The organism is Baekduia soli (assembly GCF_007970665.1).
In the GTDB taxonomy this organism is placed as follows: domain Bacteria; phylum Actinomycetota; class Thermoleophilia; order Solirubrobacterales; family Solirubrobacteraceae; genus Baekduia; species Baekduia soli.
In genome coordinates this window covers 2,905,612-2,924,685 of record NZ_CP042430.1, presented here as the reverse complement: position 1 = coordinate 2,924,685, position 19,074 = coordinate 2,905,612, and the positions used below count along the sequence as shown (strand labels likewise).

Below are 19,074 nucleotides of genomic sequence, written 5' to 3'. Positions count from 1 at the left end.
AACGGCGCAACACCCCACTTCCGGGGGGTTGAGGCCCGAGCCATAGCGCACGGTGCGCGCACGGACCGAAGCCAAGCTTTCTCGGTCTGGCCCGGAGCCTGGGCCCCAAGTGGCCGGGGAGACTGCGGACATGGATATTCCGAAGAGACGGGTAAGCAGGAGATCACTCGAGCGAGCGCCGAACTGCCCGACCTGATCGACCCTGAGCAGCACCGTGACCTCTTCGTCGACGGGGTCGTCGGCCCCGGTGGTGACCAGCGTGTTATCGCGCTGACCCATTCCTTCGCCCTTCGTCGAGGCCGGGTTCTTGCCCTGGTCAGCACCCTTAGCTGGACGCCGGGAAGAAGCTCGCCGAGCTTGCTGTCGGAGCTGGTGTCGATCTGCGGTGAAGACGATCGCCTCAGTTTCGGCGCGCCGATTACCAGTGATGACCACACGCGCCGCAGCCCGCGCCGCCTGACGACCGAGACCAAGCACTCGACCAAGACCACCGAGTTCTTCGGCATGGTCGTCGTGATCGTCGGCATCCTCATCAGCGCCGCTGTCATCAAGGGCGGCGACACCAACGGCACCGACGAGTTCGTCGCCCACCAGGCCTGGCTCTACGTCTCGATCGTCGCCGGCTCGTACTTCATCTCCCGCGGGCTGGCCAAGTCCGGCAGCCGCGAGCCGTACGACACCGACGACAGCAACCGCTAGATCGCACGCCGGCCTCCGCCACCGGAGGCCGGCGCCGAAGCAGCCGGGTCCGCATCAACCGATGCGGATCCGGCTGTCGTTTGACCTCGTCTCCAACGCATCGTCTATCGACCCGGGGCCCGAGTTCTCTGATCGGCAGCGCGGCAGGCGGCTCTATCGGTCCGAAGACCAACTTGGAGAGCTGGCACACGCGCCGCCGAGGACACGGGTCGAAGTCGGTTCTGTCCGGTCTTCACCTGCGCGCAGCGCACAGGGGGCAACAACTTTGGCCGCGACGCCCTCCCTCGCGGATTCCTCGACCTGCTGAACCCGGGCCTCCGATAAGGCGCGTTCAGTCGCGTGTGCAGATAACTATGTCGAGTTGACGCGTGCCCACCCGTTGTGCCGCCGCAATCCCGGGCGTACAGCGACCGGACGTGGACCGCCTAACCCGCGGCGAACGACATCATAATTCGTGTACCGCCGGTCGGGCGGCGTTCAACCTGGAGGCTCTGGACTACTGAGGCGATCAGCGGGAGCCCCGCGCCTACGCCTGGGCTATCGGGGCGAGGTCGCATACCCTGTCCGTCGTCACAGACCCAGACGACGAGGCCATCCTCAGGGTCGCGCCACGCACTGACCAAGCATTCGCCCGGTCGGTCGTCATCACGATACGCGTGCAAGATCACGTTAGTGACCGCCTCGGAGACCGCCAATCGCACAGCGTCGACGTCCTGGACTCCGTGAGATGCCGCAAACTGCCCGACGGCTGTTCGGGCGCCGCGAAGCTCGCACGCCTCTGCGGAGAACCGCCACGTGCCGGAATTCGCCATATTCCGGGTGGTCACCGCTGACTGCTGTGCTTATACCCCGGTAGCGATCGACTGTCTGATGTCGGGTCAGCGCGGAACGTTCCTGCCCACCCCCGTGGACTAGTCGCCGCTTCGTTGCGCCGCTCGGCGAGCCTTGGCCGCAGCCTCACGATCCATCCCCCGTTTCGCCGCAGCGACGTCGCGTGCATGGGCGCGCCTGTCTCGTCGTCGATCACGGCGGAGCCCATACGAGAACCCGAACTCACGGCGCAACGGGAGCTCCTTCGGAGCAGGCGATCGGCCGAGCGCATGAACTGCGGCGCCGGCCGGCCCCGCTGACGGCATCCGTGCCGTAGGCCACGCGCCGCGCCAGCACGCCTGAGCCGAACGGTCCCGCCGGCCTTGCCTCCGCTTGAGCGCGCGCAGGGGCCATCATGCCGAGCGCCGATGCGAGCGGCCACCGTCCCGACCGCTTGAACCCGATCCGTCACCACCGGGGCCAACACTAGGCATCTCGCCTAAGATCTACGACCGACGCATGCGGCAAGTCCTATCGGCCAGGCGCGCGTCGGCCAGCGGCTCGGCCTCGTCGACGCGACGGCCGACCGGCGCGAGGATCCGCTCGATGGCGTGGCGCAGCTGGGCCTCGTCGGCGAAGGCGACCGCGGTGGGCTCGAGCCGGCCGGCGCGCTCGACCCAGACGGTTCCCGGGCCGCCGGCCCCGTTGACCATGATCTCGTCGACGTCGGGATCGGCGAGCAGCGGCTCGAGCGGGCCGAGCCCGAACGACCGCCGGGCGATGCCCGCGACGAGCAGCTCGCGGGTGGCCGCGTCCAGCAGGCCGGCCTCGCGGTCGACCAGGGCGCGGATGCGCTCGGGCAGCGAGGCGGGCGGGCCCGCGTCCCCGGCCTCGGCCAGGAGGCGGTCGCGGAGGCGGGAGGCGAGGTCTTCGAGCGCAGGGTCCACGCCCTCTTGAGGGCGCCGGCCGCCGCGATCCTCCCCCCTGGCGTCAGGGGCCGGACAGCGCGGCTCGGCGCGGCGTCGGGCCCCGGAACGGCGACGGCCGGGCCGTGGGCCGCCCGGCCGTCATCGTCACTGCTGTGGTGCTGCCGTCGGCTCAGTTCGGGTTGCCGTGGCGTCCGTCCCACGGGCCGACGAAGGTCAGCGGCGACTCGCTTGCCATCGAGCCCGTGTAGACGACCGACGGATCCATGCTCGCGTAGTCGAAGCCGAAGGGCAGCGCGTCGCCGATCTGCTGCGTGCCGTCGAACGGAGGCCACGGGTCGCTGTCGAGCGGGAGCCAGCGGCTGCAGGTCAGCGCGTGCGGGTCCGGCAGGCAGGGGTTGAACGGGTGCACGCGGTAGGGCGTGCTGAGCCCCGAGCCGTACGGCACGCGGGTGCGGCCGATCTGCATCTCCCAGAAGTTCGACCAGCCGTCGTTGTCCTGGTCGTCGGCGCCGTCGGGGATGCCGTCGCCGTCGGTGTCGGCGTCGACCGGGCTCGTCTGCGAGAAGGCGCGGATCGAGTAGGGCTTCTCGGTGTAGTCGGGCTTGGAGCCGGCGGAGGGCGGGGAGTCGGGATGCGGCCTGTACCACTTGACCGAGTTCCACCAGACCTGCGTGCCGGTGGAGTTGTACTCCACCATGTTGGAGAGGCCGTCGTTGTCGGCGTCCAGCTCGTCGTCGGTGAGGTAGCCGTTGCCGTCGAGGTCGAGGTTGTGCTCGGCCGGCGTGGTGACCGGATGGCTGCCCGCCGTGGCCTGCTTGCCGTCGCTGTAGGCGGTCAGCGGGAAGTGCGCGCCGGTGAACTGCCAGAGCTGGTACTCCTGGCTCATGGTCAGGCCGTCGCCGTCGAAGTCGAAGTTGGAGTCGGTGGGATCGAGCGGGTTGGGCCACGGTCGCTTGCCCGGGTAGGGCACCGCGTTGCCGTTGAGGTCGACCGCCGAGAAGTACTCGTAGCCGTCCACGATGCCGTCGCCGTCGGTGTCGGCGAGGCAGGGGTCGGTCTTGGCGGCGAGCTCGACCGCGTTGGTGAGGCCGTCGCCGTCGGCGTCGACGTCGGGGCTCGAGGCGGCGTCGCGCTCGCACACCTGGTAGGCCGAGAGCGCCGCGGCCGGGGTCCCGGCGGGCGTGCCGGTCAGGCTCGAGCCGGTGCCGCCGGCCGTGCCGGTGATGCCCGTCGTGCCGGTGATGCCCGTCGTCCCCGGGGCGCCGGCCCTGGGCGCGACGGACGGCGAGAGCCTGTCCGAGGTCCAGGTCCTGGAGAAGCGGGTCGTCAGGACGCGGAGCTTGAACTTCGTCGCGACCGGCACGAGGTTGCTCGTCCTGAGGAACACGCCGAGCTTCTCGGGCAGGCGCACCGTGATCTTCGTCGCGCTGGCGCTCCTGGCCTTCACGAACACGGCGGGCTTGCCGTCGCGCTGGAAGACGACGGTCGTCTTCCAGGCCCCGGCGCGGAACCCGCTGCCCTTGATCGTCAGGAGATCGCCGACGGCGAGCTTGAGCGGCGCGACGCTCGAGACCTTCGGGTACGTCGCGGCGTTGGCAGCCGTGGGAGCCAGGACGCTGGCGGCCACGAGGGCGAGAGGAAGAGGACGAAGGATTCGCAGCATGTGAGCCTCGGACCCGGGTATCGGTCGTGTGGGGCCGGTCTTGAGGTTGCGCGGAGGCGCTGGACGGGTGACCGAGCTCACCCGAGGGCCGTCCCGACGGTCGTCGCCGCGGCGCTGCGGCGGTGGTCGCCGGCCGCCCGCGGCAGGATCCGCAGCTCGCGCGCGAAGGCCTGCGCGGCGGCCAGGTACACGGCCTGGCGCAGCGTGACCCGCAGTGACACGGCCACGCTGGGCCCGCCGCTCGCGGCGTCCTGGCCCTCGACGGCGGCGGGTGCCGCGGCCAGCACCTCGGCGTCCTGGAGGGCCAGCGTCGTCGAGCCCGATCCGTCTCCGCCCTGGCGGGTGACGAGCACGTCGACGCGGCCGCCGGGCCGCACCAGCTCGGGCGAGCCGTGGGCCACGATCTCGGCCACGCGCTCGCCCGGGCGCACGGGGGCCCCGGCGGCCTGCGCACCGTCGTCGACCACCGCGGGGCCCACGTCCTCGCCCGGCCGCAGGGCCACCGCGGCGCGGGCACCGGCCAGCGCCGGCACCGACGCGTAGGCCGACGCCGGCGCGTAGCGGGCGGGCACGCGGCGCAGCGCGAGGCGGCGGGCGTCGAGCGGGTCGCCCGCCGCGATCGCCACCCGGGCGACGACCACGGGCACCGTCGGGCCCAGCGACCGCGACAGCGCCCGCTCGCGGCCCGAGACGTCGGAGGCCGCCAGGGTGCCGAGGACGATGGCGACGCCCAGCAGGAGCGCGGCGCGGCGCCGGCGCGTCACGGCCGCGTCCCGGCGACCGGGAACTCGAGCGCCACGCGAGCGCCGCGCGGCGACGGCAGGGCGCGGAGCCGGCCGCCGTTGCGGGCCGCGACGCCGGCGGCGATCGCCAGGCCGCGCCCGCGCCGCCCGCGGCCCGCACGCGGGCGCCCGGCCAGCTCGGCCACGGCCGCCGGGAGCCCCGGGCCGCCGTCGGTGACCTCGACGCGGACCCGGTCGCCGACGGTGCGGGTGCGGATCTCGACCAGGCCGCCGCCGTGCTCGATCGCGTTGGCCACCACGTTGGACGTGGCCTGGGCCACCCGGAGCGCGTCGGCGCGGACGACCGCGGCCCCGGGACCCGGGATGACCGCCACCCGCGCGCCGTGCGCGGCGGCGACCTCCTGCCAGGTCGCCGCCTGGCAGCGCAGCAGGTCCGACAGGTCGACGTCGTCGCGGGGATCGTCGGCGCTGCCCTGGGGTCCAGGAGCGCGTGGGCGGCACGCCGGAGCTCGAGCTCGATCCCCGCCACCAGGACGGGGCCGAGCTCGCCGCGACGGGCCGCGCCGTGCAGCGCCAGGCCGGCGGCCGTCAGGGGGCCCCGGACCTCGTGCTCCACGCGCGCGGCGCGCTCGCGCAGGCCGCGGCCCCGCGCCCGCTCGCGCAGCGCGGCGAGCAGCGAGAGGACCAGCGCGCCGGCCAGGAGCGCGGTCACGCCGCCACCGTCCCGTCAAGCCCGGTCCCGGGATCGTCGACGAGCCGGTAGCCCACGCCCCACACGTTGAGCGGGGTAGTACTAGGCCGCGTCAAGCCGGATTAGCCGTAACGGCACGGACGGGCATCCCAAGTCAATTCTTTACGTTCGGGTTTAGTCCGTCGAATGAGGGCATGACCAGACACTGCTGCCGTTGCCAGACGCCAGCCAGCTATGTAGGCTCAGCGCGCCGGTCTACCAATGCTCCCGCTTTCGCGAGCGAGCACCATCGCTCCCAGCGGGGTATACGTCCATGAATCTTCACAGACTGTGCAACCTATTGTGGCGCCCCGTTGTTCTTGCGATTCTGACTTCTGTCTTTGCGGCGAGTGCCGCCTCTGGGGCATCCACGCTGATCCCCCTTCCGCCCTTCCATGAATGCCCAGCCGTTGGTCTTTCCTCGTCGTGCGAGATCCTCCTGGTGGTGTATCCCGACCGAACGGTCACCGTGTACGGAGACCAGAGCGCTGGCCAATACGACGGTGCCGACGACACTCTGGTCGGCGTCTGGGACCAGTCAGGGAGCCCGGTGGATGCGATCACGGTTGCGGGCCCTGGCAGCGATCTCTCTGGCCTCGATGGCGACGGACTTTGCACCTACGGCGTCGCTGGATGCCCCTTCGGACCGACCGGCTACGAGGGACCGAAGACCTCGCTTGTAACCGATCCGGCGCTGCCGGACGCCGCAGAGGTGGACTTCACTGGCGGTCTGGCGCCCAACGCCACCGCCTACTTCTCCCTCGAAGGGGCACTCACATCCGCGTCACTCAAGGCGCGGCAGGGTCACCTAACTGGATTGGCTGTTACGTTGTCGACAAGAACGTACGCGTTGGGGACCGATCCGGCGAATCAGGCCTTCGAGTGGCTGGATATCTCGGTCACGAAGGCCGACGGGTCGCCCGCGCCAAACGCGACGCTCGCGGTGACCCGCAACGGCAAGACGGGCCATTTCACGGCCAACGCCAGCGGACAGCTGCACTTACTGCAGCCTGTTCGCGTCGATGTCTCGCCTAGAGTCGATGTCACCGCACAGCTCGGGCAAGACACCGGGAGCGCCTCGCTTAACCTTTACAACGTTGACGATGGGACCGTCTGCCACGTCGATGGCAAGCCCGAGAAGCTCAATTCACTTCGTCACCTCCTCGACCTGGTCGGGGTCCCGTCGATTGATCCGGTCTTTGATGGCTGGATCCAGGGGGCTGGACTGCTAACGCAGTTCATTCCGGCGCGGTATGCGACGACGCTCTCCGGGGAAACCTTCACCGGGTCCGGCGTAAGTCCGCTGTACGAATTGAGAATCGCTGTCACCGATCTCAAGACCAATACGACTGCTTCGTTCTCAGACTTGTTCTCCAGGAAGAAGTCTTTGCTCGACCCGCTGACAGGCCAGGGACTTCCCCCTCTGCAGCAGTTTGCCCGACGGATGAATTGCGGCTCGCTCGCGTAACACAGGCGACACCGCACCCGAAGCACTCAAACAAGTATGTGCGGAGCAACCAGCGTTGTTCCGCCACGAAGGTGCCGAGTCGTCCCGGATCCGTCCGTGGTACTGACCGGTCTGCCGTCTCCGGCGGAGGTGTCGGCAACTTGGAGGGTCGCTAGGGCGGTCGGGGGTCGCCGTACGCGGCGCGGTGAATCGGTACTGGCGGGAACACGATCCCCCATCTGTGCGCTGAACTTCCACGATCTCGGAGGCAGATCGCCCAGGGAGCTCGCCCAGCAGGGAGCTAGCCCAGCACCGGTGCTGGCCGATCGCGTCGCCCTGCCGAGGGTCAATGGTCTGATGTGGTGGGGGCTGCGGCCAGCGCGCGTGGACCGTACTGACACACGCCGAGCCGGTGGCTGATCGAGAAGTTCAGGCTTGCCGCGAAAGCACTGACGGGGTATGACCATTCGACGGTCGGTCGCTTCCTGCGCTCTGACGATTTAGCAGATCCTCTGAACCCCGCTAAGCGGATACTGGTCATCCGCAGCCGGCTCGTAGAGCTAGTCGGCACGATGTCGAGTTAACATGTTCCCGGCGGAGCTCCGTCGGCTCGACTTGGTCCACACGCCGCTAGGGCCACGTCATAGGAGCGTCCGCGCGGCGCGCGATCGGGCCTACCAGATGTCTGAGTGCTCGTCCGTCGCGCCACTAAATGCATCAATGATGCGCTTGTCAAACCGATCAGGTATCGAGAACCAGTATGCGTAGCCCTGTTGGTGCTTGACGGCCTTCACGACCAGTGCAATGTCCTCGTCGTTGGTAACATCCGCCAGGACGCTTCGCAGCATGTTGGCGACCGGATATCGGTTGTGTGATGCACCTATGCGGAGCACCTGCTCAAAGGCCTTCACCCGCAGCTCCGCGTCGGGGCTGTTGTTGAATATCCGAAGATAAAAGCGAGCAAAACCGTCACAGTCATCCCACGGTAGGTCGCCCGCACAAACCTCGTCCACAGCTTCCACCATCTGGGCAAAGCCGGCCGGGTGCTCGGTCATCCACGCGTCGAGCAGCTTTGGGGGTAGAAACGGTGCCAGCTCGTAGTGGAGCTGTTGCGACCACGCCTAACCACCTCACAAGCTTCACTGGCGGGCTCGTAGGCACCTTCGCAGCGAGCAATGTTGGCCACCAGAACATCCTTATCCAGGACGGCAAGGGTAACGGCATGGTTGGTATCTGGGACGAGAATGATGTTGTGGGCTCGTCGGGCCGACTTGCCATCGTCATGGATGTAAATTGGGCTGAGGCTATGTACGGGGACATGGCGACGATGCCCGGCGTGGCACAGAACATCGGCGTTTTTCTGAGCCAAAGGCACTAACTTCCGCGTGGCGTTACTACTTCGAGTGAGCCTGGCGGCCGCGCGCTTGCGCGGAAAGTAAGCCTAGTACGCTTGAGACGTAGGGCTTGGGAGTGGCCTGGACGACGACGTCCCTTCGCCGTGGCGGTCGTGACCGTTGATTACCCGGCACATGGGCGGGCGGCGCTGGATCGTGTCGCGAACGCTCGAGCGGTGGTGTGACTAAGCGGTTCGCACGAGAGATCGGCGGCCGGGGCCTGCGGGGCGTCCCAAGAGGCCTTCTTGCTGTTGGGTGGCGCTCGAGGGAGCAGTGCGCTGGTGCTGAAACCGTCGTATCAGCGCGTCGGTGATCGGTCGGAGGGTTCCAAGTTGCGGCTGGCGAGGGAGCTTGGGTGGGTTAGGACTGGAGGCAGTCTCGATCCCTGCGAAACAGGAGAGATCGCAGCTCCTCAGCAGTCTTGCCGATGAAGTCGCCTTCGGATAGGAGCACCTCGTCGCTGAACCAGAGAAGCGCCGCGCCTTCGGTTCCGTCGCTCCAGCGCACAATGGCGAGTCTGTCGCCGCGGCTTCCGAGCGGGGGTGTTTCGAAGCGAAGTACCTTCTTCACGGTGGCGCTCTCGGGCTTCATGTTTGGATGCTACCTTCGGATCGTGTGGCTGTGCGGGTGTCAGATCGTGTCTGCGCGATCGCTGCGGCGTGGCGGCGACGGGTCAGCGGTGTGGGGTGATCAGACCGGCCAAGCAGCGTCCGCGCGAGTTGTTCGGCGTGCGGGGCCACCGCGGCCAAAAGCGAGCTCGAGTGTGCGGCGAGCTGTCGAGCGAGCGGCGCTCCGATACGGACGACACCTTCTCGCGTCTCTCTGACATCGCCGCGCCGAAGCGGCTGACACTCTAGGAAATCGAGCACAAGTAGGTCTGCGGCGGGTCGCGCGGGCTCCATCAGGTCGGTCGCTAGTGAGCCTCGGTATCGCTTGTCTGTGTGCATCAGGCCGAGGCTCGGATCGAAGCCGAGCTTGTGTGCCGCGATCGTCGCTTCGGTCTCAAGGATCGCGTAGGTGTAGTTGAGCATCGCGTGAACAGGGGTCGTTGCCTTGCGCCCCCGACCTTTGTTTTCTGCGGCGGAGGTTCGTGGGCCGGCCTCACGCCAGTGATCGGGGATCCGTTTGTCCCAACCCGGATCGAACTCGACCGAAACGCGAGCCCACGTCTGCCAGTAGTTGCGGCCGGCCGCTGACTCAAGCTGACGGAGCACCGCGTAGCTGAGATCGGCGTGCATAGACTCTGCGCTCTCTCGGATTGCCGCCGCCACCGTGATGGGGTGTGCGTCCTTGATCCGGACCGTGGCCTTGAGACGGGAGAGGCGCTCGGCGATCTGAGCCTGCAACTCGAGTTTGGCCCTCAGGAGGTCGACGGTCGCCTGGCGACCGGTCCGCTGCTCGCCAGCAAGGACCTGTGCGCGGCGCAGCGCGGACTCGTGGTGGCGGGCGGGCGCGCTGAGCGCGATGAGGTTGGCGTCGCGGTCAACCTGGACAAAGGCGGCTCCGATGTCTCTTATCCAGCGCATGGCCTCGAGGGTGATGTAGCCGTCGTGGCCGATGACGACGACACGCCTGAGCTTGCTGATTGCCCGGTGATATCGCCGGGTGCGGTGTTGACGTCCCACTCCATCGTGGACGATGAGGTGGCCGCCCCGAACGTAGAGCCTGAGACCATAGCCCGCAGCGACGATGACGCCATGTTCGGGCCGCTCGGTCGGGGGAGTGTCGCCGTCCATGTTGCGAGTCCTTTCGCGTTCTGTGTACGCTCCGCATTTTACCTTAACTTGTTCCTCGGGAGTGGAGATGAGCGAAAACGTTCGTCAGGAATTTCCAGGGGATTGTCGTTGAGGTAGCCCACGATGTACGGCAACGCAGAGGCAACCCAGCTGATCATCAGGAGCAAGCCCTGCGTGTCGATTCCTGGGGTGCTTAGGCGAGCGAGCTGGTGCACGCCGCGGTCACCGGGTTGGGTCGCGAGCTGGTGGGTGATTCCGAGCCCTGCATGGACGAGGTGGCGAACCATCCACCATTCATGCTCTGAGCGGTGCCAGAGCGCTTTGTTCATGCCGGAAAGGCTCATGGCGGCCAGTACCGCTTCGACGTCGGGGACCTCCGCCTGGACCTTGGCGATCACCAGCGGCGCGAGCACGAACTCGGCGGCCTTCTCATTAGGGACGTGCCCGACGCCTTGGAACCGCACGAAGAGGTCGACTGCCGCCTGACGGGCAAGCTCATGGCGAGATGCTGGTACGTGTGGCTCTTCGCCGTCGGCCTGACGCACATAATTGTCGATGAAGGCAGGGATGATCCCGCGCATCATCGGCGTGGGCATAACAGCATCGGCGTAGGCCTCAGCTGCAGCAGTGGCGTATTCGTAAGGCTCGTGGTCGGGATGCAATCGACGCTCGGCCTCGCGTAACTCACGTAGCCCTCTGTCGACGTGCTCGAGATAATGCTGGGCCCGGTCACGGACCTCCAGATAGGGGACCGGATAGCCCTGGTACCACAGCCAGACCGGCGCGTCGGCGAGTCGACGACGCTCGGGGAGGTCTGGCCTTCGGCGGAATTCACCGGTTCTGGCGAGGAAGTGGCAGAGGCCGACGAGTCGTTCGGGACACTGGCTGGTCGGCGTCGACGGCATCGCCTGGGCGCGGCGAAAGCCGGCCAGCCGCCGAGGCGTGACGTTGAAGCCGGCGAGCTCAGCGTGTTTGAGGAGCTGCTCGTCGTCGGGAGCGGGGTCGGCCACCGCAGGCATTGAAGCGCAAGACCCGACCGACCGCATACGCGAACATACGTTCGTGCCCTGGGACGCTGAGGTCAATGCACAACTCATTCCGCATCGTCGACCACCTCCACGGGTTCCGCCTCGCTCCTGACGCTGAAGGCGGTGCAGGATCTCCACGTCCCGAATGGCTGGTTCGCGTCGTGACGACCGAAGGTGTGATGGACCTCGAACTCCCCGATGCCGAGCAGCGCTCCGTGGCCGGCTCGCACTGGAACGCGGTAACCGCCTACCTACGCGGTGATACCAACGCGCTCGCACCCTATGCCCGACAGCAGGTCGCTGGATTTGAGCTTGAGACTGATCCCGATCTGATCGACATCCGCGAGGCCGAAGGCGAGCTCGACGTAGAGACCATTTACCCCAAGGGCGACCTGTGATGGGCCGCGCCGACGATCAACGGCACGCGGTCCGTCGAGAGCAGCACCTCCGACGGTTAGGTGTAGGCCGCGAGCCCTGCTGCGCGCTCTGCATCGAGGACGAGCCCGCCGCACTCACCGCCGACGACGACGGGATGGTGCTCTGTTACGAATGTCGCGCCGAACACACGGGGCGCGCCGCCATCGAGCACCATCACCTGGCCGGGCGCCACAACGACCCGTCGACGGTGGCGGTGCCTGGCAACGTGCATCGCCAGCTCAGCGACGCCCAACGAGATTGGCCGATCGACACCCTGCGCAACCCGCAAGCGAACCCCTTGCTTCGTGCGGCGGCCTGGCTTCGCGGCTTCCTCGATCTGCTGCGCGTCATGATCGACGCCCTCAGCTGGCTTCCGCCCTACCTTGAGGAGCGAGCACGCCACGAGACCGGGGAACACGATGATCCCCGAGGCTGAGCCACTGCCCATCGCGATGCGTGCCTACGCTCCGCCCCCCGCACCCAAGTGGACGCCGGACGCTCCATCGGAATGGGCGCTGATCTTTGACTGCGAGACCACGCGCGACACCGCCCACTCGCTGCGCTTCGGCGCCTTCCAAGTCCGCAACGACGGCATGCTGGAACGCTCTGGATACTTTTATGACCCGGTGGGACTCACGAGCGACGAGCTCACCATCCTCACTATTGTGGCCCGCGACGAGGCCGTCGAGCTATTGCTCGTCGCCGACTTCATCGCCGATGTCTTCTTCCCGACACTGCACCAGCTCGGAGGACTGTGCATCGGCTTCAACCTGCCCTTCGACATCTCGCGACTCGCGCTCCGCGACAAGAAGGCCAAGGGACGCTTCAAGGGCGGGTTCTCCTTCGAGCTCAGCGACGACGAGGAGCAGCCGCGCGTCCGCGTGCTTCATCGCAGCAGCACCTCGGCGATGATCGACCTCGTTCCACGTCGAGCACGCCGTCCGGGCGACTCTCGAGGCTTCTTCGCCGACGTGCGGACCGTCGCCAAGGCCGTGCTTGGCGAGTCCTTCACACTCAGGACGCTGGCCGAAAGGCTCCAAACCCAGACCCGCAAGGCATCGGTCGAAGAGCACGGCGCCACACTAACCCGCGCGTACATCAAGTACTGCGCAATCGACGTGCAGGTCACGTGGGAATGCTTTGCCACGCTGGCGACTCGCTATGAGAGCTACGGCTTGACCGAGACACCGTTGACCAGCCTGGCCAGCGAGGCGAGCATTGGCAAGGGAAGCCTGCGACAGATGGCCATCGAGCCCTGGCGCACCGTACAGCCGCGTTTTGCACCTGAGCTCATCGGTCAGATCCTCAGCACCTACTCCGGCGGCCGCTCAGAGGTGCGGCTACGACGCGAGATCGCCGAGGTCAGCTACAGCGACTTTCTCTCGATGTACTCCACCGTCTGCATCCTGATGAATCAGTTCTCGTTCGTCATCGCCCAAGGTGTCGACCATTACGACGCCACCGACGACGTCCGCGGGTTCCTCGACGGGGTGGAGCTAGCCGACCTGCAAAGCCCAGAGACGTGGCTGGGGTTAGCCGCGATCGTGCAGATCCGACCCGACGCCGACCGCCTACCCGTGCGCGCCGCGTTCGGCGACATCGGATCAGACATCGAGAAGGCACCCGCGGCCCAGTACGGCATGGCACAGAGCTACCTCACCAGCGACGAGCTGCTATGGGTCACCCTAGCCGACTGCATCGCCAGCAAACTCATCACCGGCCAAGCCCCCGAGGTCGTGCAGTCCATTCGGTTTGCACCTCGCGGTCCCCAGGACGGGTTGCAACCGATCGACATCCTCGGCAACCCCAAATACCGCGTCGATCCCTACCAGGACGACTTCTACAAACGCCTGGTCGACCTGCGCAGCGAAGTCAAGACAGCGGCCGCTCGCGCAACCAGCGAGGGCGACGCAGAACTCGCCGCCCGTCTGGACACCGAACAGAAGGCCCTAAAACTAACCGCCAGCGCCACCAGCTACGGGTGCTTCATCGAGCTCAACGCCACCGACCGTGAGGGCGAGCACGTCATCAACGCCTACGGCCTCGACGGCGTAGCGTTCGCAGCGAGAGTCAAACGCGACGAGCAGCCCGGCCGCTACTTCCATCCACTGCTTGGAACGTTGATCACCGGCGCCGCCCGACTCATGCTCGTCATCGCCGAGCGACTGGCCCGCGACGAGGGCCTGGACTGGGCCTTCATGGACACCGACTCCATCGCCCTAACCAAGCCGCCCCCCCTCGACCGCGAGGACTTCCACCACCGAGTCCAGCGGATCCGAGACTGGTTCAGCGCCCTCAACCCGTACGCAAGCCCCGGATCGCTCCTCGAGCTCGAGGACATCAACTACGGTCTCAGGTCAGACGGCAAGACTGGGAACGACCTCGAGCCCTTGTACTGCTACGCCGTCTCGCCCAAGCGGTACGTGATGTTCAACCTGGACTCGCACGGGCAGCCGATCATCCGCAAAGCCTCCGCGCATGGTCTCGGCCATCTCTTGGCGCCGTATGACGAGCGCGAAGCTCCCGCCCATATCCCCCACCACGGGCGAGACTGGACAAGCTCGGCATCAGTCGCTGGCAGTACGACCTCTGGTACCTCGCCATCCAGGCCGTCCTCAGCGATACGACGGTCGACTTCGATGGACTGCCGGGCTTTGATCGTCCCGCGATGACCACCTACGCCATCACCACACGTCCGATCGCCGACTGGTTTCGCAAGTTCAACCGCGGCAAGGAGTACCGCGACCACGTTCGCGCCTTCGGTTTCCTGCTCAGCCCCGTAGTCCAGCCATTCGGAAAGCCCCTGGGCCTCGCCGGCAAGCCGTTCCTGCTCGTCGCCCCCTACGACAAGACCCAGAGTGCCTGGGCGACCACGACGTTCGTCGACACCTACACACGCGCAGACTTCAAAATCTCGACTACCAAATTCGACACACAGACCGCGCGCGTCCGCACCTACCGCGAGATCGCCACGAAGTACCTCGACCATCCCGACCCACGACGCCTCGATGCCAACGGCCTTCCATGTCGGCGAGCAACGAGCGGCTTGCTGGGGCCACGCCACGTCAACGCTGTCGACATCGAACAGATCGGCAAGGAAGCCAACCGAGTCGACGAAACGGCGGCCGGACTCATCCAAAGCACGGCCGATATCTACACCACCTACACCGCGCCGAGCCGTGACCGCTGGACACAACAAATCCTTCCCGTCCTACGGGACATCCCCGCCAAGGACCTCGTCCGTGAGACCGGCCTGAGCAGCAGCGCTCTCGCCGAGAGCGTTGCTGGGCGCTCTGAGCCTCACTCTGCGAACCGCCGACGTCTCGTCGCTGCAGCGCAGCGGCACGCCCGTGAGCACCTGCGCAAACACGGGGCTCCAATCCCTCGGAACAAGACAGCGTTGCTCCACGCCTACCTCGCGCTGAGGGCACAACAGGTCGAGCGTTGCTGCCCCTGTGGAAAACTACTCCCGAGCCGCAACGCCACATATTGTGGTCACGCCTGTAAGCAGCGGGCCTATCGGCTGCGCGTCGCTAGGGACGGCGGTTAGCCGGCGGCGCCTCCCACTCGGGTTCTCTGGTCCGTCGCCGCGAGCGTAAGCGCAAAGGATTCCGTCGCAGCGGGTTCATCCGGGTTCTGCGCGAAGTAGTCGAGCTGCCACTCGATGTGCTTGCGCTCCTCGGATGTGACCGAGAAGAGTTTGAAGACCTGGTCGTCGAGCGCCCGCTGCTGCCCGTCTCGTTGACGTTTGAGTCTTTCGGCTTCGGTGTTCAAGTTCGACTTTTGGAGCGCCTTCGTGGTCCGATCCATTTGCTTGGTCAGGCGAATGAGGGCTGGGTCCTCGGTGTCTGCGAGGGGAGCTGAGCGTAGGTATACGGGCTTGATCTCATAGTCGAAATAGCGTGTCGAGAAGAGCCATTCGTACAATGATGAGTTGAGTAAGCCAAGCAGGCCGTAGAGCTCCCGGCCAGGTCGCGCGATGATGTTTGACAGGCGGTTGAGGTTGTAACCACCACTCGTGTCGATCGTGGATACGATACGCCGCAACAGCGACAAGTTTCGGGTGCGGACGACCAGAATCTTCGGCTCGGTCAGCAGCCTCTTCTGCGGTAAGGATCGGCCCCGATCGCCCTGCTTGGCGACGAAGTCAGGGTCGTACATGATCCAGCCATCGGTTTGTGGCTCACCCATCGGCGAAATGCCATCGCCAGCAATCATTGGGCCATAGCGGTCGTCGAGCTTGCTGTCTGCCGTCAGCAGACCTCTGATGAACCCCGTATTGATGCCTACGCCGAACTCGAATCCTTCCTCGACAGGCGGGAAATCTCCTAGCAGGCGTTCGACGATCTTGGCGCCCTCAGGTCGCAGTCGCCAGTCGAAGACTGTGTCGGGGTTGTTCGCGAAGCGGACCTGTGGCACCGGGTACGGGGTAGTGCGCAGCAGCTCCGTGGGTCGCTTCGGACCCCGTACCTCGATGTTGTGATTGGCCGGCAGGGCGGTCTTTTGCACGACAATGATCGCCGAGTCAATGGTCGCCTTGCTGAAGGCGCCCGGCCCAAGACCGGCCAAGTGCTCGATCACTCCGCTCCTTACGAGGAACTCACGTAGGCGCGAGAACGAAGTCTGGATCAGAAACGATGCGCTGACGATATAGCCCAGTAGGCCCTCCGGCTTACAAAGCCACATACCGCGCTCCAGAAAGAATTTGTAGAGCTCGAAATTGCCCTGCGTCGTGGAGTACTGCTTCTCGTAGTAGGACCGCAGAAGATCCTCGGTTGCGTTGCGATAGACGTACGGCGGGTTACCGAATACGGCGTCGAAGCCACCAGCGGCCATGGCGTCCGGGAACTCACGAGACCAATCGAACGGGTTGATTCGGGCGGCTTCCTCATCGGGGATCTCGTCGAGCACCGTCCACACGTCCGCACCCACGAGCGAATTTCCAGCCTTAATATTGAGGTCGAGGTCGGGAAGTGCGCGCTCTCGTAGGATCCTCATCACCAATTGCAGGCTCTCGGCCGACTCGCCCTCCAAAACCTTGAGCAAGAGCGATAGCTTAGTTACCTCGACTGCTTGGGCGTCGATGTCGACCCCAAAGATGTGGTCGAGGAGGATTCGCTTGCGTTCGGCTGTCGTGAGTCGCCAGTCGCCGCGACTCGCTGCGTGAATGCGAGGAGACCGCCCCTTAGACCAGCGTGCTACGTCCCTCTGGTATTGGGCCAGGTACCAGTCGAGCAAATATTGATAGGCGACGATCAGGAACGACCCAGACCCACACGCAGGGTCAACGACACGTATCCGCCGACGTCCCTTGCCGCCCATCACCAGATTCTCGGCTGTCACTCTGCTCAGCGTCTCGCCGAGAGTGCGCTCGACGATGAATCGGACAATGTACGAGGGCGTGTAGTAGACGCCGCCGGATCGCTGTCTGATTTCTGGCTTCTGATTGACCGAGACAGATCGATCAGGGCCGATCTCGATGACCCTACCCAGAAACTGCTCGTAGACCTGTCCGAGAATCTCAGCACTCACGACCGAAAACTGGTATGGGCTTTCGGGAAAGTACAGCCGCTCGAGGATTGATCGCAGAATTGAATCGTCGACGTTCAGCCTGGGTGTGAGCACATCTGGTGTGCCACGGTCCGCCTCGGTGGCAAAGTGAAAAAGACCGGAGTTGTAGCGGGTGTCCGCCTGGTTAAATAGCTCGAGTAGCTGGCGGTAGACGTGCTTGCGGCCCGCAGCAGACTGCAGGGTGCCGTAGTCCTCAAGTCCGCGGTCCTCGCAGATCCGCAGAAAGATAATTCGGTCGATTGTCGCCTGAACGGCATAGTTCAGGCCGGCTTGATTGAGATCGGGATTGCGAGTCGCTAAGTCAGCCGCAAGGGCTTGGCGCCACTCTTCGATCTCCCTTAGAAAGTAATCGTCCACCGGCGAGGTGCCGCGGCGAGGCGCGTTGAGGTCGGTGTATCGGTCGAGGTTTCCCCGGAGAACCGATTCGCGCGCGAAGATGGAGGCGATTTCGTCCCATCGTTCTGCCAGTTCATCAACCTCGACGAGCAAGATGCGAGCCTTGGCGGCCCGTTCGTTCGGCGCCGGCGGCACCCGACCGTCGTATACGGCTAGGCTCGCGAAGTTGGTTAGCAACGACAGCGGCAGTCCTGCCGACCACGCATAGCGTCGCAGCTGGTAGGCGCTCGCCTTATCGTTTGTGATCTTGACCGAGGGCTTCTTGGCCTCAACGAAGAACTTGCGCGTACCGCCGATACGGAGCGAGTAGTCCGGAGCCTTTGGCGAGCCTTCGATACGAATGCTGTCCTCGTGGACGACGTCCTTGTAGGCCTCTGCGTACCCGGCGGCATTGTCGACGTCCCATCCCAGGATTTGGAGCAGTGGGTCAACAAATTCCCGTCGGAGCTGGGTCTCGTTGTAGACCGCCGACTCGTACGAGTTGCGATTGCGCTGGTACTTCTCGACGAGGTCTACGAGCTCCGGCGGGGTTCCCATGGTCGGGATTCTCTTCGGGGGCGCGGACGGGAGACCAGTTGGGGCGTATTTCGGCTGTCCAGCCGGACGCGCGGCAACGCGCCCGCCCACCACAGAGTCGTTTGCGGCGCTCGGAGCGGCCGGTCCGCAGCCGGACCGTCGCGCAGGATTTGCCGCGTACCGTATCCGGCGGTCAAGCTCTGCACCGTCGAAGAGGGGAGAGGATCCGGCCGAGAGGCTCCGATCTCGCTGGAACAAGACTCACGACCCCTGAATCGGACCTCGAGACCATATTGTCGGCGGCACAGCCTTTAGTGATCGGACAACCGTAACCGGCGTCCCGATGGCCCGAAGAGCGCGCATCTCGTGTTCGCTCAAGGTTTTGTTAGCTCGGGCTCGTGCTTTGATCGTGGCAACTTGCGCGGGAGTAAGTAGCCGGGCATAAATTCTGAAGGTTCGGTCCGCCACGCTCGTCGTATGCGCGTAGTCGGAGTCGGACCCCACGTATATAACCCCACATTCAAAGAGCGGAGATCCAAGGCCCGCCGAATCACACGGCCCGCCTGCCGGAAAATACTGCCCCGACCGGATCTGGCGGTTGAACAGCCAAACGCTTGATCCCGCTGGCGCATGATCAGTGGAGACCGTTACTCCATCCACTTCGCTTGTCACTGTCGAGTCCGGCGGACTAGGCTTCGACGCGTGGAGGTGCAGTATCCAGATGCAGAGACCTATGACCGCGATGACGTACGGCGCCTGCGCAAGTGCGTAACGCCTGCGGGTATCGGGAGGCAGATTGTGCTTAAGCGGCCAACTCTCGACGAGTGTAACTCCCCACACCACCACGGCGGCGATCATGAGCGACCACGCCAACAAGTGTTTGGTGCCTCCGCTTGTCAGCGCCACGATGAGACCGCCCACAAGGCAGCTTAGGACGATGCTCCCGAGCTCAAGAACTCGTTTACTCACGCGCGTAGGTTCGGCCTGGCAAGGGC

17 protein-coding genes are annotated in these 19,074 nt (G+C 65.7%); 7 read left to right on the top strand and 10 right to left on the bottom strand.

What is annotated here, in order from left to right; translation table 11 throughout:
- The first annotated feature begins 357 nt into the window (after positions 1–357).
- A complete protein-coding gene (locus FSW04_RS13890; RefSeq protein WP_146920219.1) occupies positions 358–699 on the top strand; it encodes a hypothetical protein in 342 nt (113 codons plus the stop codon).
- A 425-nt stretch (positions 700–1,124) separates the two neighbouring features.
- On the opposite strand, the gene FSW04_RS28505 is transcribed toward FSW04_RS13890, so the two are convergent.
- From FSW04_RS28505 to FSW04_RS26075, 5 genes are all read right to left on the bottom strand, one after another.
- Positions 1,125–1,511, bottom strand: a complete 387-nt coding sequence (locus FSW04_RS28505; protein ID WP_407652985.1) for an ATP-binding protein — start codon at positions 1,509–1,511, stop codon at positions 1,125–1,127.
- Between the two features lie 504 nt (positions 1,512–2,015).
- Positions 2,016–2,456: an ATPase, T2SS/T4P/T4SS family gene (locus FSW04_RS13880; protein WP_146920215.1), complete on the bottom strand. Its 441-nt coding sequence runs from the start codon at positions 2,454–2,456 to the stop codon at positions 2,016–2,018.
- A gap of 151 nt (positions 2,457–2,607) precedes the next feature.
- Complete coding sequence (locus FSW04_RS13875) at positions 2,608–4,065, bottom strand: IPT/TIG domain-containing protein (RefSeq protein WP_146920213.1); 1,458 nt, start codon at positions 4,063–4,065, stop codon at positions 2,608–2,610.
- A 113-nt stretch (positions 4,066–4,178) separates the two neighbouring features.
- A complete protein-coding gene (gene cpaB, locus FSW04_RS13870; protein ID WP_146920211.1) occupies positions 4,179–4,865 on the bottom strand; it encodes a Flp pilus assembly protein CpaB in 687 nt (228 codons plus the stop codon).
- Positions 4,862–5,218, bottom strand: coding sequence for an ATP-binding protein (locus tag FSW04_RS26075; protein WP_187368771.1), 357 nt, complete (start codon positions 5,216–5,218; stop codon positions 4,862–4,864). The genes cpaB and FSW04_RS26075 overlap by 4 nt, the downstream gene beginning before the upstream one ends.
- A 116-nt stretch (positions 5,219–5,334) precedes the next feature.
- On the opposite strand from FSW04_RS26075, the gene FSW04_RS26070 reads away from it, so the two are divergent.
- Positions 5,335–5,607, top strand: coding sequence for a hypothetical protein (locus tag FSW04_RS26070; protein ID WP_187368770.1), 273 nt, complete (start codon positions 5,335–5,337; stop codon positions 5,605–5,607).
- Between the two features lie 409 nt (positions 5,608–6,016).
- Positions 6,017–7,042 (top strand): hypothetical protein, encoded by a 1,026-nt coding sequence (locus FSW04_RS13860; protein ID WP_146920207.1) that lies wholly within the window; start codon positions 6,017–6,019, stop codon positions 7,040–7,042.
- A 653-nt stretch (positions 7,043–7,695) separates the two neighbouring features.
- Here the strand turns inward: FSW04_RS13860 and FSW04_RS13855 are convergent.
- The 4 genes from FSW04_RS13855 to FSW04_RS13840 all read right to left on the bottom strand — a co-directional run bounded on the left by FSW04_RS13855 (position 7,696) and on the right by FSW04_RS13840 (position 11,161).
- Positions 7,696–8,076 (bottom strand): hypothetical protein, encoded by a 381-nt coding sequence (locus FSW04_RS13855; RefSeq protein ID WP_146920205.1) that lies wholly within the window; start codon positions 8,074–8,076, stop codon positions 7,696–7,698.
- A 699-nt stretch (positions 8,077–8,775) separates the two neighbouring features.
- The gene (locus FSW04_RS13850; protein ID WP_146920203.1) at positions 8,776–9,006 is read right to left on the bottom strand and encodes a hypothetical protein; all 231 of its coding nucleotides are present in this window, start codon (positions 9,004–9,006) and stop codon (positions 8,776–8,778) included.
- Positions 9,003–10,151 carry a CRISPR-associated endonuclease Cas1 gene (gene cas1, locus FSW04_RS13845; protein WP_146920199.1) on the bottom strand — a complete coding sequence of 383 codons (1,149 nt, stop codon included), beginning with the start codon at positions 10,149–10,151 and terminating at the stop codon, positions 9,003–9,005. The genes FSW04_RS13850 and cas1 overlap by 4 nt, the downstream gene beginning before the upstream one ends.
- Before the next feature lie 38 nt (positions 10,152–10,189).
- Positions 10,190–11,161, bottom strand: coding sequence for a hypothetical protein (locus FSW04_RS13840; protein ID WP_146920197.1), 972 nt, complete (start codon positions 11,159–11,161; stop codon positions 10,190–10,192).
- Between the two features lie 74 nt (positions 11,162–11,235).
- Between FSW04_RS13840 and FSW04_RS13835 the strand changes: the two genes are divergently transcribed.
- Genes FSW04_RS13835 through FSW04_RS13820 form a run of 4 tightly spaced genes read left to right on the top strand, consistent with a single transcriptional unit; the run spans position 11,236 to position 15,146 of the window.
- On the top strand, positions 11,236–11,577 hold the full coding sequence (locus FSW04_RS13835; protein WP_146920195.1) for a hypothetical protein: 342 nt from the start codon (positions 11,236–11,238) through the stop codon (positions 11,575–11,577).
- The gene (locus FSW04_RS13830) at positions 11,577–12,032 is read left to right on the top strand and encodes a hypothetical protein (RefSeq protein ID WP_146920193.1); all 456 of its coding nucleotides are present in this window, start codon (positions 11,577–11,579) and stop codon (positions 12,030–12,032) included. The genes FSW04_RS13835 and FSW04_RS13830 overlap by 1 nt, the downstream gene beginning before the upstream one ends.
- Entirely contained in the window at positions 12,016–14,268 is a 2,253-nt protein-coding gene (locus FSW04_RS13825) for a hypothetical protein (RefSeq protein ID WP_146920191.1), read from the top strand. The genes FSW04_RS13830 and FSW04_RS13825 overlap by 17 nt, the downstream gene beginning before the upstream one ends.
- The gene (locus tag FSW04_RS13820; RefSeq protein ID WP_146920188.1) at positions 14,265–15,146 is read left to right on the top strand and encodes a hypothetical protein; all 882 of its coding nucleotides are present in this window, start codon (positions 14,265–14,267) and stop codon (positions 15,144–15,146) included. The genes FSW04_RS13825 and FSW04_RS13820 overlap by 4 nt, the downstream gene beginning before the upstream one ends.
- Here the strand turns inward: FSW04_RS13820 and FSW04_RS13815 are convergent.
- Positions 15,143–18,100, bottom strand: a complete 2,958-nt coding sequence (locus tag FSW04_RS13815) for an Eco57I restriction-modification methylase domain-containing protein (RefSeq protein WP_146920186.1) — start codon at positions 18,098–18,100, stop codon at positions 15,143–15,145. The genes FSW04_RS13820 and FSW04_RS13815 overlap by 4 nt on opposite strands.
- Positions 18,101–19,074: the final 974 nt, after the last annotated feature.